15 protein-coding genes are annotated in these 17,143 nt (G+C 75.1%); 9 read left to right on the forward strand and 6 right to left on the reverse strand.

Annotation, left to right across the window (positions count from 1 at the left end; all coding sequences use genetic code 11):
- The first annotated feature begins 198 nt into the window (after window positions 1-198).
- Both ACSNN9_RS23200 and ACSNN9_RS23205 read left to right on the forward strand, forming a co-directional pair.
- Window positions 199-681, forward strand: coding sequence for a MarR family winged helix-turn-helix transcriptional regulator (locus ACSNN9_RS23200; protein ID WP_436675363.1), 483 nt, complete (start codon window positions 199-201; stop codon window positions 679-681).
- An 11-nt stretch (window positions 682-692) separates the two neighbouring features.
- Complete coding sequence (locus tag ACSNN9_RS23205) at window positions 693-1,679, forward strand: pirin family protein (protein ID WP_436675364.1); 987 nt, start codon at window positions 693-695, stop codon at window positions 1,677-1,679.
- Between the two features lie 69 nt (window positions 1,680-1,748).
- On the opposite strand, the gene ACSNN9_RS23210 is transcribed toward ACSNN9_RS23205, so the two are convergent.
- Window positions 1,749-1,877 (reverse strand): hypothetical protein, encoded by a 129-nt coding sequence (locus ACSNN9_RS23210; protein WP_334607688.1) that lies wholly within the window; start codon window positions 1,875-1,877, stop codon window positions 1,749-1,751.
- A 142-nt stretch (window positions 1,878-2,019) separates the two neighbouring features.
- Between ACSNN9_RS23210 and ACSNN9_RS23215 the strand changes: the two genes are divergently transcribed.
- Entirely contained in the window at window positions 2,020-3,609 is a 1,590-nt protein-coding gene (locus tag ACSNN9_RS23215) for a phospholipase D-like domain-containing protein (protein WP_436675365.1), read from the forward strand.
- A 4-nt stretch (window positions 3,610-3,613) separates the two neighbouring features.
- Here the strand turns inward: ACSNN9_RS23215 and ACSNN9_RS23220 are convergent, their stop codons facing one another.
- A complete protein-coding gene (locus tag ACSNN9_RS23220) occupies window positions 3,614-4,345 on the reverse strand; it encodes a hypothetical protein (RefSeq protein ID WP_436675366.1) in 732 nt (243 codons plus the stop codon).
- A gap of 376 nt (window positions 4,346-4,721) precedes the next feature.
- Here ACSNN9_RS23220 and ACSNN9_RS23225 point away from each other — a divergent pair, with 376 nt between their 5' ends.
- Window positions 4,722-5,549, forward strand: a complete 828-nt coding sequence (locus ACSNN9_RS23225) for a SigB/SigF/SigG family RNA polymerase sigma factor (RefSeq protein ID WP_436675367.1) — start codon at window positions 4,722-4,724, stop codon at window positions 5,547-5,549.
- Between the two features lie 206 nt (window positions 5,550-5,755).
- On the opposite strand, the gene ACSNN9_RS23230 is transcribed toward ACSNN9_RS23225, so the two are convergent.
- The 3 genes from ACSNN9_RS23230 to ACSNN9_RS23240 are packed head-to-tail and all read right to left on the reverse strand — an operon-like array spanning window position 5,756 to window position 8,542.
- Window positions 5,756-6,346, reverse strand: coding sequence for a GNAT family N-acetyltransferase (locus ACSNN9_RS23230; protein ID WP_436675368.1), 591 nt, complete (start codon window positions 6,344-6,346; stop codon window positions 5,756-5,758).
- The gene (locus ACSNN9_RS23235) at window positions 6,343-7,869 is read right to left on the reverse strand and encodes an APC family permease (RefSeq protein WP_436675369.1); all 1,527 of its coding nucleotides are present in this window, start codon (window positions 7,867-7,869) and stop codon (window positions 6,343-6,345) included. Before ACSNN9_RS23235 ends, ACSNN9_RS23230 begins: the two co-directional genes overlap by 4 nt.
- Before the next feature lie 46 nt (window positions 7,870-7,915).
- Window positions 7,916-8,542 (reverse strand): GOLPH3/VPS74 family protein, encoded by a 627-nt coding sequence (locus ACSNN9_RS23240; RefSeq protein WP_436675370.1) that lies wholly within the window; start codon window positions 8,540-8,542, stop codon window positions 7,916-7,918.
- A 141-nt stretch (window positions 8,543-8,683) separates the two neighbouring features.
- Here ACSNN9_RS23240 and ACSNN9_RS23245 point away from each other — a divergent pair, with 141 nt between their 5' ends.
- Genes ACSNN9_RS23245 through ACSNN9_RS23255 form a run of 3 tightly spaced genes read left to right on the forward strand, consistent with a single transcriptional unit; the run spans window position 8,684 to window position 12,424 of the window.
- The gene (locus ACSNN9_RS23245; protein WP_436675371.1) at window positions 8,684-9,526 is read left to right on the forward strand and encodes a helix-turn-helix domain-containing protein; all 843 of its coding nucleotides are present in this window, start codon (window positions 8,684-8,686) and stop codon (window positions 9,524-9,526) included.
- Window positions 9,527-9,565: 39 nt separating this feature from the next.
- Entirely contained in the window at window positions 9,566-9,766 is a 201-nt protein-coding gene (locus ACSNN9_RS23250) for a DUF397 domain-containing protein (protein ID WP_436675372.1), read from the forward strand.
- Window positions 9,767-9,796: 30 nt separating this feature from the next.
- Window positions 9,797-12,424, forward strand: coding sequence for an ATP-dependent RNA helicase (locus ACSNN9_RS23255; RefSeq protein WP_436675373.1), 2,628 nt, complete (start codon window positions 9,797-9,799; stop codon window positions 12,422-12,424).
- Between the two features lie 76 nt (window positions 12,425-12,500).
- On the opposite strand, the gene ACSNN9_RS23260 is transcribed toward ACSNN9_RS23255, so the two are convergent.
- On the reverse strand, window positions 12,501-13,226 hold the full coding sequence (locus ACSNN9_RS23260) for a PP2C family protein-serine/threonine phosphatase (RefSeq protein ID WP_358089736.1): 726 nt from the start codon (window positions 13,224-13,226) through the stop codon (window positions 12,501-12,503).
- Window positions 13,227-13,454: 228 nt separating this feature from the next.
- Here ACSNN9_RS23260 and ACSNN9_RS23265 point away from each other — a divergent pair, with 228 nt between their 5' ends.
- Window positions 13,455-16,067 (forward strand): glycoside hydrolase family 9 protein, encoded by a 2,613-nt coding sequence (locus tag ACSNN9_RS23265; protein WP_436675374.1) that lies wholly within the window; start codon window positions 13,455-13,457, stop codon window positions 16,065-16,067.
- Between the two features lie 163 nt (window positions 16,068-16,230).
- The coding region (locus tag ACSNN9_RS23270; RefSeq protein ID WP_436675375.1) for a hypothetical protein at window positions 16,231-17,143 on the forward strand (913 nt) is incomplete at its 3' end.

The raw sequence follows: 17,143 nt of genomic DNA on the forward strand, positions 1-17,143 counted from the left end.
GCCGGGGCGCCCCGGCGGATCCGGCCGGCGGGCGCCCCGGCGGATCCGGCCGGCGGGCGTCCGCGCCGGCGGGTCGGCGGGCGGCGGCGGGCGGCCGCGCCCACGCGCGTCGTTCAAAGCCGTACGACTGCTCGCAGGCACGGGTGACCGCGCTCACGGGACAGTTGTTAAATTTTGAAAGACTGCTACTGTCGTGGCGTGACCGAGAGCCTGGACAGTGCCCGCCTCGCCGCGTGGCGCGCCTACATCGAGGCGAGCCAGCGGCTCTACACGCGGCTCGAGGACGACCTGCGCGCCGACAGCGCGCTCACCTTCGCCGACTACCACGTGCTCGTCCTGCTCTCCGAGGCGCCGGGCCAGCGGCTGCGGATGGGCGAGCTGGCGAGCCGCCTGGTCTTCTCGCCGAGCCGGCTGACGTACCAGATCTCCACGATGCAGCGGCGCGGCCTGGTGGCCCGTGAGTCCTGTCCGGACGACCGCCGCGGCAGCGAGGCCGTGCTCACCGCCGCCGGGCTGCTGGCCCTGCGCGAGGCCGCCCCCCACCACCTGCGTTCGGTGCGGGCCCACCTGATGGACGACCTCGACGACGCCGAGGTCGCCTGCCTCACCCGGATCTTCGAGCGACTCGGCCGGCGCCTGCGCGCGGACCGCGACGCGTCGACCGCCCACCCCCACAGCTGAGGAGTACCCCGATGCCCGCCATCACCGTCGACAACGTGCTCGTCCTGCCCCGCCTGCCCCGGCTCGACGAGTCCACCGCGTTCCGCCCGGTCCGCCGCCTGACCACCGCGCCCAGCGGCTACGAGGGCGAGGGCTTCCCGGTCCGCCGGGCGTTCGCCGGCGTGCCGGTGACCGAGCTGGACCCGTTCATCCACCTGGACCAGATGGGCGAGGTGGACTACGCCCCGGGTGAGCCGAAGGGCACGGCCTGGCACCCGCACCGCGGCTTCGAGACGGTGACGTACATGATCGACGGGATCATGGACCACCAGGACTCGCAGGGCGGCGGCGGCACGATCACCAACGGCGACACCCAGTGGATGACGGCCGCGAGCGGCCTGCTGCACATCGAGGCGCCGCCGGAGCACCTCGTGCGCAGCGGCGGGCTGTTCCACGGCACCCAGCTCTGGGTCAACCTGCCCCGGGCGGCGAAGATGAACCCGCCCCGCTACCAGGACATCCGCGGCCGGGAGGCGGCCCTGCTGACCACGCCCGACGGCGGCGCCCTGATCCGGGTGATCGCCGGCGAGATCGCCGGGCACCAGGGGCCGGGCTCCACCCACACCCCGATCACCATCACCCACGTGACCGTGCAGCCGGGCGCCCGCGTCGACCTGCCGTGGCGGCCGGACTTCAACGCCCTGGTCTACGTGCTGGGTGGGCGGGGCACGGTGGGCACCGACGGGCGGCCGGTGCACCTCGGCCAACTCGCCGTGCACGGCCCGGGCGACGCGCTGACCTTCGCCGCGGACGCGAGCCAGGACAGCCACACCCCGGCGCTGGACCTCTACATCATGGGCGGCGAGCCGATCCGGGAGCCGGTGGCGCACTACGGCCCGTTCGTCATGAACACCCGCGACGAGCTGCTCCAGGCGTTCGAGGACTTCAAGGCCGGCCGGCTCGGTGTCGTGCCCGCCGAGCGACTGCCGCACACCGACGGCCAGGCCCCGAGGCCCTGAGCCCACGCGCGCGGACGGTGGGCGCCCCGGCACTGCCGGCGGCGCCCACCGGCGCGTCGGGATGCGGCGTCAGGAGACGGCGAAGATGCCCGCCACGCCCAGGATCACCATGAGCAACACCGTCACCAGCGCACCCCGCTCACTCTCGACCGCCTGCTCGCGGTGCTCGGTCACGGAGTTCGTCGTCTCGCCGGGCATGGTGTTGCCTCCTCGGTGTTCGCGTCGTGATCGGGCGGGTGTCGGGGGTCGTCCGACCGGGTCACCGGGGTGCCGGTCGGGATGCGGACCCGCGACGTGGGTCCTACCGTGAGGACGTTGTCGACCTCGGGGGGCTGGAACGGTGGCACCGCGCAACTGGTTCCTGAGCGCAGCCGAACGCGCCAACCCGGTGTCAGAGTTACCCGTCTGGACGAGCGGAAACCTTGCCGAGCCGTTAATTCACGGTGCCGCGTACTTCGACCGGCTGGTCGACGAGGTGGAGGCCCTGGAGGCCGGCGACCACCTCTTCTTCACCGACTGGCGGGGCGACCCGGACCAGCGGTTGCGGCCGGACGGGCCGACCGTGGCGCAGGTCTTCGCGCGCGCCGCGCAGCGGGGCGTGGTGGTCAAGGGCCTCATCTGGCGCTCCCACCTCGACCTCCTGGCCTACAGCGAGGCGGAGAACCGCAACCTGAGCGAGACGGTCTCCGCCGCCGGCGGCGAGGTGCTGCTCGACCAGCGGGTCCGCCGGGGCGGCTCGCACCACCAGAAGCTGGTGGTGCTGCGACACCTCCGGGCGCCGGAACGGGACGTCGCCTTCGCCGGCGGGATCGACCTGTGCCACAGCCGGCGCGACGACGCCGCGCACCGGGGCGACCCGCAGGCGGTGCAGATGTCCACCCGCTACGGGGACCACCCGCCCTGGCACGACGTGCAGCTCGCGGTACGGGGGCCGGTGGTGGGCGCGCTGGACACCACCTTCCGGGAGCGGTGGCGCGACCCGATGCCGCTGGACTCGGAGAACCCCCTCGCGTACCTGCGGGACCGGCTGCGCGGCGCGGACCTGCGGCCCGACCCGCTGCCGCCGCAGCCCGCCGACCCGCCACCCTGCGGTCCGCACCACGTCCAGGTGCTGCGCACCTACCCGGCGGTTCGGCCCCGCTACTCCTTCGCCCCCGACGGCGAGCGCACGGTGGCCCGCGGCTACACCAAGGCGGTGCGGCGGGCCCGGCGGCTGATCTACCTGGAGGACCAGTACCTCTGGTCCACCGAGGTGGCCGACCTGTTCGCGCGGGCGCTGCGGGACAACCCCGACCTGCACCTGGTCGCCGTGGTTCCCCGCTATCCGGACGTGGACGGCCGGCTGGCGCTGCCGCCGAACACGGTCGGCCGCGAGCAGGCGCTGTCGCTCTGCGAGCGGGCGGCCCCGGAGCGGGTGCACGTGCTCGACGTGGAGAACCACGCCGGCACCCCGGTGTACGTGCACGCCAAGGTCTGCGTGGTCGACGACGTGTGGGCCAGCGTGGGCAGCGACAACTTCAACCGCCGGTCCTGGACGCACGACAGCGAGCTGTCCTGCGCGGTGCTGGACGACACCCGCGACGAGCGGGCGCCGACCGACCCGGCCGGCCTCGGCGACGGCGCCCGGGTCTTCGCCCGGGAGCTGCGGCTGCGGCTGTGGCGCGAGCACCTGGACCGCGACCCCCACGGCGGCGAGGACGCCGACCTGGTCGACCCGGCCGACGCCGTGGCGGCGATCACCGCCGCCGCCGACGTGCTGCAACGGTGGTACGACGGCGGGCAGACCGGCCCCCGACCGCCGGGCCGGCTGCGGCCGCACCGGGCGGAGCGGCTGCCCTGGTACACGCGGGCCTGGGCGCTGCCGGCGTACCGGCTGGTCTACGACCCCGACGGCCGGCCGCTGCGGGCCCGTCGGGCCGGCACGTGGTGAGCGCTCAGGCCGGCACGAAGAGGGCGTCGGCCCGGGCGGGCGCGTCCCCGAGGGTGTCGGCGTCCCCGGCGTGGACCGTCAGCCCGCCGGGGTAGGCGAACGAGGCGCGCGGGGAGTAGAAGCCGAAGCCGATCGTCAGCGGGTTCTCCGGGCGCAGCGCGTAGATCGGGTGCGTCGGCTCCAGGAACTCCACCGACTCGATCACGAACGGGTCGACCGGTTCGGCGACGTACGGGTAGATGGCGCTGAGCAGCTGCCCGTCCCGGGCCGTGAAGTAGCGGTGGTGGCCGCTGCTGATCGCCCGGCCCGTCTCGCCCACCTGGCACCGGGCGCGGATCACCGGCACGCCGTCGATGTCCGTCTCGGCGACGATGTCCCCGTCGCGGCGCTCGATGCGGGTGCGGCCGAGGACGGCGGGCGCGCCCCGCGCGGCGGCGTAGGCGCGGACCCGTTCGCTACAGGTCACGTAGTGCGTCCACCACCCGCCGGGGTTGGTCCCGCCCGGCGCGTCCACCCCGGCCAGCGCCACCCCGAGATAGGTCAGCGAGTACGCGCCGAAGCCGGAGGTCTGGGTCTCGTCGTCGACCACGTACTGGTTGATGAAGACCAGCCGGTCGGCCGACGGGCGCAGCCCGGCCGGGACCAGCGCCGCGACCGCGTCCGGGTCCGCCGGCAGCCAGCCGAAGTGGAGCGTTCGGCTGTTGACGACGAGATGGGGGGCGGTGGGGTCGAGCACGGCACCTCCGGAGCGGGGCAAGTTATCCGCACGCTACGGCCCGTCCCGTTGACGGGACAACGACGGAAAGCCGACATTCGACGCCGGTCGCCGGAGGGACCGTGACCGCTCGGCCGGCCCGTCGGGGCCGCTCGGATGCGGCCCCATCGATGTCCGGCCGGGCCGGCTGGCCGTACGCCTGACGTAAGTCGGCTCACAATCCGAGGTGGTTCCGCCCGATTCGCCTCCTCCATGGCGAAAAATTACTTAAGCACATCGTACTTTCGGCTAGATTTCGTCAGACCGATCGGGCTAAGGTGACTTCCGAACGGACATCTGAACTTAAACCTAAGCGTCACGTCTTTCATCCGCGGACGAGGTGCAGGGAGGACCACCCATGACCGCGCCAACGATCAGCGAACCGGCGACCACAACAGCGCCGAGCGCCACCCAGAAGCTCGACCCGCGCGCGCTCACCGACAGCGCCGCCGATCTGCTCAACGCGATGGCCGCGCTGCCGGCCGGCCACCCGTCCCGCGCCGCCCTGCGCGACCGGGCGATCGAGGCCTGGCTGCCGCTCGCCAACCACCTCGCCCACCGCTACAGCGGCCGGGGCGAGCCCACCGACGACCTGGCCCAGACCGCCGCCGTCGGCCTGATCAAGGCGATCGACAAGTTCGACCCGTCCCGCGGTGTCGACTTCGCCGGCTACGCGATCCCCACCATCATCGGCGAGCTCAAGCGGCACTTCCGCGACCGCACCTGGGACATCCGGGTGCCGCGCCGGCTGCAGGAGCTGCGGCTGGCCATCTCCGACGCCAACAGCTCGCTGTTGCAGACCCTCGGCCGTTCGCCGACGGTCGCCGACATCGCCGCCCACCTCAAGCTCACCGAGGAAGAGGTGCTGGAGGGCCTGGAGGGTGCCCGCGCCTACAACGCGGTCTCGCTCTCCACCCCGACCGGCGACGGCGACCGCGCGACCGAGCTGGGCGACATGCTCGGCGGCGAGGACGGCGAGTTCGAGCTGGCCGAGCTGCGGGTCGCCCTCGGCCCGGCGCTGGCCACGCTCGACGAGCGGGAGCAGAAGATCCTCACGCTGCGGTTCTACGGCAACCTGACGCAGTCGCAGATCGCCGAGCAGATCGGCGTCTCGCAAATGCACGTCTCCCGGCTGCTGGCCCGCGCGCTGACCAAGCTGCGGGGGCAGCTCGACGGCACCTACTAGGAATCGTTGGACGATGGCCGGGCCGGCGGGCCCGGCCATCGCCGTGCCCGGCGCGGGCGCGTCACCATCGCCGTGCCCGGCGCGGGCGCGTCACCACCACCGTGCCCGGCGCGGGCGCGTCACCACCACCGTGCCCGGCGCGGGCGCGGCGACACCGGAGGACAAGCGCCCGGGCCACCCCTCGCGGGGTGGCCCGGGGTCGGCGTTCAGCGTGCGGGCTCCCGCCACATCGGCCAGAACGGCGTGCCGTCGGGCAGGTGGAACGGCTCGGCGACGCGGTAGCCGTGCCGCGCGTACAGGTCTCGGCCGGTCTCGCTGGCCGCCTCCAGGTAACCGGGCATCCCCTCGGCGTCCAGGACGGCGTGGTGGTGCCGCAGCAGTGCGCTGCCCAACCCCTGCCCCTGCCGGTCCGGTGCGACGGCGAGGAACGCCAGGTGGTGGTGGTCCGCGTGCGGGTGGTGGGCCTCGAAGAGCTTGTCCAGGTGCGCGAACCGGTCGGTCCACTCCCCGCACGCCGCGGCCAGCCGGGCGTCGTAGTCCTCCGGCGGCGGGGCCGCCTCGCCCACCGTCGGGAACCAGACCGCCACCCCCGCCCGGTCCGCGGTCGCGTGGACGAGGCCGTGCCGCATCGCGTGGTCCACCAGGATCGCGAACTGCCCGGCCAGCACGGACCGCCGCCGCCCTTCGTCGGGCACCAGCCAGCGCGGCGCGTCGAGGGCCATGAACGCCTCGGCGATCCGCCCGGCCACCAGCGACGTCTCCCGCGGCCCGAGCCGCTCGACGCGCACCCCGCTCACCGGTGCGCCCCCGTCGCGCTCGGGACGGGCCCGCCCACGCGCCCGGTCACCGGCACCGTCGTCGCCACGCTCTCCGCGCCCAGACCGATCCGGGCGTACGTGTCGGGGCGGTTGCCGCGCAGCACCAGCGCCCACAGCAGGCCGAGCAGCGCGGCCACCGGGTAGACCGCCGGGACCGCCCAGCGCAGGGGCGAGTCCGGCGCCACCCCGAGCAGGTCGGCGAAGTTGACCACCGCCAGCACGACGATCACGGCCAGTGCCATGGCGGCGAGGCCGGGGGCGACCGCGCCACGCCACAGCGTCTCGTCCGCCCGGCTCCGGGCGAAGAAGGCGATCACCGCGAGCGAGGTGGTGGCGATCAGCAGCAGCACCCCGAAGCCGCCGGCCGTACCGACCCAGTAGAACAGCTGCACCACCGGGTCCCAGCCGTTGAGCGCGTAGAGCACGATCACCACCAGCCCGAGCGCGCTCTGCGCGAGGGAGGCCGCCCGGGGCGACCCGGTGCGCGGCGAGGTCTGCCCGAACACGGCCGGCAGCACCCGCTCCCGGCCGAGCGCGAAGGCGTACCGGGCGGTGGTGTTGTGGAAGGAGATCATCGCGGCGAGCACCGAGGTCAGGAAGAGCGCCTGGCCGATGGTGACGGCGGTACCCCCGAGGTGCGCCTCGGCCAGGTTGAAGATCAGCCCGATGCTCTGCTCGCCCGCCTCGGCGGCGATCCGGTCCGGCCCGACGGCAACGGTCATGCTCCACGAGGACAGCGCGTAGATCCCCGCGATGATGGCGATGGAGAGAAAGGTGGCCAACCGCACCGTCCGCCGCGGGTCCTTGCTCTCCTCGCTGAACACCACGGCGGACTCGAAGCCCACGAAGCCCAGGATGGCCAGCACCAGCACCGCGCCGGCGCCGGGTACGAGGAGGTTCTCCGGTGCCAGAGCCGCGAAGCTGACCTCCCCGCCGGCCGGGTGGGTCAGCTGCCCGAGGTCGAAGACGACGATCACCACCATCTCGGCGACCAGCAGCGCCGCCAGCACCAGGCCGTTCAGGTCGACCCGGAGCAGACCGAGCACCCCGACCGTCGCCCAGGCGACCAGCGCCACCAGCCACCACGCCGGGGCCACCCCGAACAGGCGGTCCAGCACCGGTTCCGCCGCGGCGCCGATGGTGCCGTAGAGCCCCACCTGGAGGGCGTTGTAGGCGATCAGCGCCACCCAGGCGGCGCCGACGCCGGCCGGGCGGCCCAGCCCCCGGGCGATGTAGGCGTAGAACGCGCCGGCGTTGGTCATCCGCCGGGCCATCGCCACGTACCCGATGGAGAAGAGGGCGAGCACCGCCGCCACCGTCAGGAAGGCCACCGGGATGCCGAGCACCCCGACGACCCCGTAGCCGGTGGTGACGACGCCGGCCACCACGGTCAGCGGCGCGGCGGCGGAGAGGACGAAGAAGATCACCGACGGGACGCCGAGCCGGCCGCGGGCCAGGGCATCGGAGACGTTGCTCGGTCGGCCGAGCGTGGGTGTGGACATGGGCGTACTCCGGATCGAGGGGAGGGAGGGGTGGGAGGGGGCCCGGTCAGCCGACGCCGCGCAGCACGGCGGCGCCGACCGCGGCCTCGGTGTGCGCCACGAGCTCCCGCAGTGGCTCGGGCAGCGCCGGGATGAGCACGCCCAGCCGGTGGTGTGCCCGGGGGCCGGCGCTCCACAGCACCTCGCGGCTCAGCCCGGCGGCGACGACCAGACCCAGCAGCGTCGCGTCGGGCACGCCCGGCGGCTCCGGCCGGTCGAGCAGGGCGCGCAGCCGGGTGGCCGGCCAGGCCACCGCGTTGAGGTCGTTCGGCAGGTAGCTGACGGTGGTGCGGAGCAGCCGCCGGCTCTCCTGCCGGCGCAGCACACCCGCCCTGACCAGGCGCTCCCCCACCGAGGTGGTGGCGGTCTGCGCCAGGAAGCTCAGCCAGGTGCGCACCGGGTGCTGCTGCGTCTCGCTGACCACCTGGTCGAGCACGGTGTGCGCCAGCGCGTCCGCCGGCGGGCGACGGTCGAGCACCGTGACGAGCCCGGCGGAGACGGTGACGTGTCCACGCAGGACCAGTTCACCGAGCAGGCCCCCGGCGAGGCCGAGGCCGGTCGCCGCCGGGTGCAGCTTCGCCTTGCCCCGACTGTCGTTGTGGGTGATCAGGAAGAACTCGTCGGCGATGAGCAACCGGTCCTCCCGCTCGGGTTGTCCACAGTGATCGCAACCGGGCAAGGATGCACCGGCCGTGACTGCAACGCAACTCCCGTATGTGGAAGTTGCACTCCGTGCTGGGGCGACCTGCGGATCTTGTCGTGACAGACTCGGAGGGTGACCGCGAGCCCCACCGTCCGCCGCCGCCGCATCGCCCGGGAACTCCGCCAGTTGCGCGAGCGCGCGGGCATGACCCTGGACGTCGCCGCCCGGCAACTGGACATGTCCAAGAGCAACCTGTCCCGCATCGAGAACGCCCAGATCGGCATCAAGCCGCGCGACGTGCGGGCCGCGCTGGCGCTGTACGAGGTGACCGGGGCGGACGCCGAGGCGCTGATCGAGATCGCCCGCGGGGCGCAGCAGCGCGGCTGGTGGCAGAGCTACAGCGACGTGCTGCCGGAGTGGTTCGAGTTCTACGTCGGGCTGGAGGCGGAGGCGGCGACCCTGCGCACGTACGAGGCCGAGGCGGTGCCCGGGCTGCTGCAGACCGAGGCGTACGCGCGGGAGGTCTTCCGGCGCACGGCGGGCGAGGACGGGATCGAGCGCAAGGTCGCCGCGCGGCTGCACCGGCAGAACGTGTTGCACCGCGACAATCCGGTCGAGTTGTCCGTGGTGCTCAACGAGGCGGTGCTCTGCCGCCCGGTCGGCGGCAACGCCGTGATGGCCGACCAGATGGCCCATCTCGCGAAGGTCTCTCAATTACCGAACGTCACCCTCCAGGTACTTCCGTTCTCGGCCGGCGGACACCCGGCGATGAACGCGCCGTACGTCGTGCTGACGTTCGCCGATGCCGCCGACGCGACCGTGGTCTACCTGGAAAACCTCACGATGGGACTGGCTCTGGAGGAGGCCGGACAGGTGCGCGGGTATAGCCTTGTGCACGAGGAGCTGTGCCGGATGGCACTCGGTCCGGACGCGTCCTTGACCCGCCTGACGGAAGCTTCTCGTCACTTTGCGTGACCGCTGACGCGGCACGCCGGCACAGACGGGGGTACCGCGATGACCGCGCTCGACCTGACCCGGGCCCAGTGGCGCACCAGCACCCGCAGCGTGGGCAACGGCAACTGCGTGGAGGTCGCCGTCGCCGGGGACCGGGTCGCCGTCCGGGACAGCAAGGACCGGCCCGGTCCCGTGCTGGCCTTCCCGGCGTCGGCCTGGCGCGCCTTCGTCACCGGCGTCGACGGGGTACGCCCCGACTGAGCCGCTCCCCCGGCGGTGCGAGACTGGGCCGTGCTCTCGGACGTGCCCCTCGACCTGCCCGTACGGCCGGTGCTGCCGGAGCTGGTCGCCGCGCTGCGCGAAACCGGCGCCGGGGTGCTGGTCGCCCCGCCCGGGACCGGCAAGACGACCCTCGCCCCGCTGGCCGTGGCCGACGAGGTCGCCGGTCGCGTGCTGGTCGCCCAGCCGCGCCGGGTGGCCGCCCGCGCGGCGGCGCGCCGGATGGCCGCGCTGCTCGGCGAGCCGCTCGGCGAGCGGATCGGGTACGCCGTGCGCGGCGAGCGCCGCAGCGGGCCGCGGACCCGCGTCGAGGTGGTCACCACCGGGCTGCTGGTCCGACGGCTGCACCGCGATCCCGAGCTGGCCGGCGCTGGCGCCGTGCTGCTCGACGAGTGCCACGAGCGACAGCTCGACGCCGACCTGGCGCTCGCGTTCGCCGTGGAGGCCCGGGCCGCGCTGCGCCCCGACCTCTGGCTGCTGGCGATGTCGGCCACCCCCGAGGCGGACCGGTTCGCCGCGCTGCTCGGCGGCGCGGACGCTCCCGCGCCGATCGTCCGGGCGTCCTCGGCCCTGCACCCGGTGACCCGGATCTGGGCGCCGCCGCCCCGGCCGGTGCCCGCGCCCGGGGCCGGCCCGGTCGACCGGGGCCTGCTCGACCACGTCGCGGCGACCGTGCGCCGGGCGCTGCGCGAGCGCGACGGGGACGTGCTGGTCTTCCTGCCCGGGGCCGGCGAGATCGGCGCCGTCGCCGGCCGGCTGGCCGACCTGCGCGACGCGGTCGCCGTCCTGCCGCTGCACGGCCGGCAGCGCGGCGCCGACCAGGACGCGGCACTGCGCCCGGCCGACCGGCGGCGGGTGGTGCTGGCGACGGCGGTGGCGGAGAGCAGCCTGACCGTGCCGGGCGTTCGGGTGGTGGTGGACGCCGGGCTCTCCCGGGTCGCCCGGATGGACCTGGCCCGCGGGCTGGGCGCGCTGGTCACCGTCCCGGTCTCCCGGGCGGCGGCCACCCAGCGGGCCGGCCGCGCGGGCCGGGAGGCGCCCGGCCACGTCTACCGCTGCTGGTCGGCGGCCACCCACGAGCGGCTGGCGGCGCAACCGGAGCCGGAGATCGCCACCGCCGACCTGACCGGCTTCGCCCTGGAGCTGGCCGCCTGGGGGTCGCCCGACGGCACCGGGCTGGCCCTGCCCGATCCGCCCCCGGCGGCGTCGATGGCGGTGGCCCGCGACACCCTCACCACCCTCGGCGCGCTCGACGCGGACGGCCGGATCACCGACCGGGGCCGGGCGATCGCCGCCGTCGGGGCGCATCCCCGGCTGGCCCGGGCGCTGCTCGACGGGGCCGGCCGGGTGGGGGTGGACCGGGCGGCGGAGGTGGTGGCGGTGCTCGCCGAGGACACCGTTGCCGGCCCGGGCGACGACCTGACCGCCGCCTGGCGCCGGCTCCGCGCGGGCGCGGACCCGGGTGCCTCCGCCCGCTGGCGCGCGGAGGTACGCCGGCTGCGCGCCGCCCTGCCCGACGCCCCCGCCGCGTCGACCGGGCGGCCCGGCCGAACGCGCCCGACCCACGGTCCCGGCGCGGCGGCGACGGGTGGCACCGCCCGTTCCCGGCCGAGCGGCGACCTCGGCTCGGGCGGGGACGCGGGCCGGGGCCCCGGACTGACCGACGACCTGGCCGCCGGGCTGCTGGTCGGGCTCGCCCACCCGGAACGGCTCGCCCGGGTGCGTCGGCCGGGCGGCTCGGCGTACCTGATGAGCGGCGGGACCGCGGCGGAGCTGGCGCCCGGGTCGGGGCTGGTGGGCGCCGACTGGCTGGCCGTCGCGGTGGCGGACCGATCCCCCGGCGCCCCGACCGCCCGGGTGCGGCTGGCCACCCCGCTCGACGAGGCGACCGCCCGGGAGGCGGGCGGGCCGCTGCTGCGCACCGAGCGCGAGGTCGGCTGGGCCGGCGAGGACGTGGTGGCCCGGGAGGTGGTGCGGCTGGGCGCGATCGAGCTGGTCGAGCGGCCGATCACCCGGCCCGACCCGGCGGAGGTGGCGCAGGCCCTGCTGACCGGCCTGCGGCGTACCGGCCTCGGGTTGCTGACCTGGACCCCGGCGGCGCGGGCGCTGCGCGAGCGGCTGGCGTTCTGCCGGCACGCGCTCGGCGGCGACTGGCCCGACGTGGGCGACGAGGCGCTGCTGGCCGACGCGCCCGCCTGGCTGGGCCCGGAGCTGGCCCGCGCCCGCCGCCGCGCCGACCTGGCCCGGGTCGACGTGGCCGGGGCGCTGCGCCGCCTGCTGCCGTGGGCCCTGGCGGCCCGGCTGGACGAGGTGGCGCCGGAGCGGATCACCGTGCCGAGCGGGTCGCGGATCCGGCTCGACTACGCCGACCCGGCGGCGCCGGTGCTCGCGGTGAAGCTCCAGGAGACCTTCGGCTGGCGGGACGCGCCGCGGGTCGGCGACGGCCGGGTGCCGGTGCTGCTGCACCTGCTCTCGCCGGCCGGGCGACCGGTGGCGGTCACCGCCGACCTGGCCTCCTTCTGGCGCACCGGCTACCCGCAGGTGCGGGGGGAGCTGCGCGGGCGCTACCCGCGCCACCCGTGGCCGGAGGACCCGACCACGGCCCCGCCCACCCGGCACGCCGCCCCGCGCCGACGCTGAGCGGGCTCAGGCCGTCACCTCCGCGCGGGCGGCGACGCCGTGCGGCCCGCGGCGCCGAACTGCCCGGGCCGCCCGCTCACTCCTCCACGACGTCGGCGACGACCACCGTGACGTTGTCCGGCCCGCCGGCACGCAGCGCCAGGTCGATCAGCCGGCGGGCGCAGTCCGTGCGGTCCGGGTGCGCGGCGAGCACCTCGGCGAGGGTGTCCGGGCGGACGACGTTGGACAGCCCGTCGCTGCACAGCAGCCAGCGGTCCCCGGGCCACGGCACCATCGTCGCGTACGCCGGGGAGACCTCCTCGCCCTGCAACGCCTGGGTGACCACGGCCCGGCGGGGGTGGCTGCTGGCCTGGTCGGCGGTGATCACCCCCTGGTCGACGAGCATCTGCACGAACGTGTCGTCCCGGGTGATCTGCTTGAGCACGCCTTCGCGGAACAGGTAGGCGCGGGAGTCGCCGACGTGGGCGAGGGCCAGGCAGCTGCCCGTCCGGGCGAAGAGCAGGGCGGTCAGGGTGGTGCCCATGCCCTGCCGCTCCGGATCCTCGGCGACCGCCTGGTGGATCCGCGCGGTGGCCAGCTCGATGCCGCTCTGCAGTGCGGCCACCAGCGCGTGCTCCGGGGTCTCCACGTCGAGCGGAGCGACCGCCTCGATGGCGATCGCGCTGGCCAGGTCGCCGGCCGCCATCCCGCCCATGCCGTCGGCGACGGCGACGAGCCAGGTGCCGGCGTGCAGGGCGTCCTGGTTTCCGCTGCGGATCAGCCCACGGTCGCTCGTTCCCACGGAACGCAGCTTCAGGGTCATGGGTGGCAGCCTGCCAGGCGAAGGGCTCAGTTGTCTCTAGGAGATCGAGACCTCGGCGCGTCGCGCGGCGAATCTCACTGTCCCACGGCCCCGCCGGGCCATTCGGATCCATCCAGTCGGATCGATTGACAGGGTGCCGGGGGCACTGGAACCATCGACACACCTGGGAGCGCTCCCAGCGTGCCACCACCAGCCCCCGTCCCCCGCAGTCGTCCGGAAGGAACACCCGTGACGCCATCCCGACGCCGCCTCGCGCTGCTCGCGGCCGCGACCACCCTCGCCCTGACCGGAACCACCGCCGGCACGGCCCACGCCGAACCGCCCCCCGACGCCCCCGAACAGATCGACAACGGCGACTTCAGCGCCGGCGTGTCCCCCTGGTTCTCCTACGGCACCGGCGCGCTCGCGGTCACCGACGGCCGGCTCTGCACGACGGTGCCCGGCGGCCTGGCCAACCCCTGGGACGCCGGCATCGGCCAGGACGGCGTGCCGCTGGTCGCCGGGGCCGAGTACACCCTCGGCTTCGACGTCTCCGCCACCCCCGGCACCGCCGTCAAGGCCGTCCTGCAACTGGGCAGCGCCCCCTACACCACGTACGCCAGCGTCGACGCCACCGCCGGCGGCACCGCCCAGCGGGTCGAGAAGACGTTCACGGTCGCCGAGGGCAACCCGGCCGCCCAACTGATCTTCCAGGTCGGCGGCAACGCGGCCGAACAGACCGTCTGCCTGGACGACGTCTCGCTGCGCGGCGGCGACCCGCCCGAGCCGTACGTGCCCGACACGGGGCCACGGGTGCGGGTCAACCAGGTCGGCTACCTGCCCGGCGGGCCGAAGAACGCCACCGTGGTCACGTCGGCGACCGACGCCCTGCCCTGGCAGCTCCGCTCCGCCGCCGGTGCCGTCCTGGCCAGCGGCAGCACCACACCGCGCGGCGTCGACGCCGCCTCCGGGCAGAACGTGCAGACGCTCGACTTCTCGTCGTACCGGACCCCGGGGGCGGGGCTGACGCTGGTCGTCGACGGCGAGACCAGCCACCCCTTCGACATCTCGGGCACCCTCTACGACCGGCTGCGCGCCGACTCCCTCCAGTTCTTCTACGCCCAGCGCAGCGGCATCGCCATCGACGGCGACCTGATCGGCGCCGAGTACGCCCGGCCGGCCGGGCACCTCGACGTCGCGCCCAACAAGGGCGACACCAACGTGCCCTGCCAGCCGGGCGTCTGCGACTACTCCCTGGACGTGCGCGGCGGCTGGTACGACGCCGGCGACCACGGCAAGTACGTGGTCAACGGCGGCATCGCCACCTACCAGCTGCTGAACACCTTCGAGCGGACCCGCACGGCCGCCACCGCCGGGCACGGCGCGGCCCTCGGCGACAGCACGCTACGGGTGCCCGAGCGCGGCAACGGCGTGCCGGACGTCCTCGACGAGGCCCGCTGGGAGCTGGAGTTCCTGCTGCGCATGCAGGTGCCGGCCGGCGAGCCGCTGGCCGGGATGGCCCACCACAAGATCCACGACCGGAACTGGACCGGGCTGCCGCTCGCCCCGCACGACGACCCGGAGCAGCGCGAGCTGCACCCGCCGTCCACCGCCGCCACCCTCAACCTGGCCGCCGTCGCCGCCCAGTGCGCGCGGTTGTTCGCCCCCTACGACGCGGCCTTCGCGAAGCGCTGCGGCACGGCGGCGAAGACGGCCTACGCCGCCGCCAAGGCCAACCCGACGCGGTACGCCAGCCCGACCGACAGCACCGGCGGCGGCGCGTACGACGACACGAACGTCACCGACGAGTTCTACTGGGCCGCCGTCGAGCTCTACCTGACCACCGGGGAACAGCCGTACCTGGCGGACCTGACCGCGTCGCCGCACCACACCGGGGACGTGTTCGACCCGCGCGGCTTCGGCTGGCAGGGCGTCGCCGCGCTGGGCCGGCTCGACCTGGCCACCGTGCCCAACGGGCTGCCGGCCGCCGACCTGGCCCGCGTCCGCGCCTCGGTCACCGCCGCCGCCGACGCGCACCTCGCCGAGGCGGGCCGGCAGGCGTACGGGCTGCCGATGCCCGGGGATGCGGGCAGCTACTTCTGGGGCGGCAACAGCAACGTCATCAACAACGCGATCGTGCTGGCCACCGCCTTCGACCTGACCCGGGACGCGAAGTACCGCGACGGCGCGGTGCAGGCGATGGACTACGTCCTCGGCCGCAACGCGCTGAACATCTCGTACGTGACCGGCTGGGGCGAGCACGCGGCCGAGAACCAGCACAGCCGGATCTTCGGCCACCAGCTCGACCCGGACCTGCCGAAGCCGCCCGCCGGCTCACTGGCCGGCGGCCCGAACGCCGCCCTCCAGGATCCGTTCGCCGCCAAGCTGCTCGCCGGCTGCAAGCCGATGTTCTGCTACGTCGACGACATCAACTCGTACGCGACCAACGAGGTGGCCATCAACTGGAACTCGGCGCTCGCCTGGATCGCCTCGTTCCTGGCCGACCAGGGTGACTCGGCGGCGGTGCCGGCGCCCACCTGCGCGGGCACGTACACCAACCACGGCGCCTGGCACGGCGGCACCGGGTTCACCGCCCAGGTGACCATCCGCAACACCGGCACCAGCGCCATCGACGGCTGGACGGCCCGCTTCGCCTTCACCGGCGACCAGAAGGTACGCGAGGCGTGGCTGGCGAAGGCGACGCAGGCCGGGGCCACGGTCACCGCGCGGAACGAGTCGTACAACGCCCGGATCGCCCCGGGCGGCACGGTGACCTTCGGCTTCAACGCGGTGACCGGCGGCGGTGCCAACCCGGCGCCCGGCCTGATCACCGTCAACGGCGCGGCCTGCACGCTCTCCTGACGGTCCGGGCGGTCCGCCGCCCGGACCGGACCCAACGCACGCCTCCGCCGGGAAGCGGCGGCCCCACGGACGGGACCACCGCTTCCCGGCGTCGCCGCCGCAGCGACGCGCCAGCCGTGGATTTCGGTGGACGGCGTGCGGGGCGTACGACAGGGTGGCCGGCATGGACGACGCGGAGCGGCGGGTGTGGGAGCGGCTGCCGGACGGCGCCCGCGCCGCCCTGGCCGGCCTGGCCCCGGCGGACCTGCGCACGCTGCTGCTGGCGGTGGCGCGGGACCGGGCGGCGGCGGTGCGCCCGGCGGACCTCGTCCGCCGCTGGCGCACGGACCGCTTCACCCAGCCGGCGGCGGCCGACCCGCGCGTGCTGTCCCAGGTCGAGGCCCGCCTGTGGCAGCTGCTGCCCGCCGAGTTCACCGGCGTCGACCTCTCCCCCGTCGCCCCGCTCGGCACCTGCTCGACGATCGCGCCGGTCAGCCAGAATCGGATCGTCACCACCCTGCGCGCCACCGAGGTGCTCAGCGACCCCACCAACGCCCTCGCGGTCGAGGCCGCGGTGCGCCGCCGCGAGCAGCCGACCGATGGTGCCGTGCACCTGGCCGCCTGCCACCGGGTGCTGCGGGCGCAGGACTTCGGGCCGAGCGCGTCGGCGCACTTCCGACTCTTCACGCTGGTCTCCAGTGCCCGCGACGGCGGCTCGGGGCGCACCGAGGCGCGACTGCTCACCCTGCACCTGGCGTACTGGCGCGCGGTGCTCGCCGCCCTGCTGCCGCAGTCGGCGGGGGCGCGGGTGTGCCTGACCGTGCTGGACAGCCCCGTCGTCGGGGAGCGGATCGCCGACACCGTCCGGCCGGCACTCGGCCCGTCGGGCGCGCCGCTGGTGGACGAGCCGCAGCGCCGGCGCGGCCGGGGCTACTACGTCGACGCGGCGCTGCGGATCACCGCCGGGCGGGACGCGGACGAGGTCGAGCTCGGCGACGGTGGCTTCACCGACTGGACGGCCCGCCTGACCAGCGACGCCAAGGAACGCTGCCTGACCTCCTGCCTCGCCACGGAGCGCCTGACCACCCTCACCCACC

The organism is Micromonospora sp. URMC 107 (assembly GCF_051386315.1).
Classification (GTDB): Bacteria; Actinomycetota; Actinomycetes; order Mycobacteriales; family Micromonosporaceae; genus Micromonospora.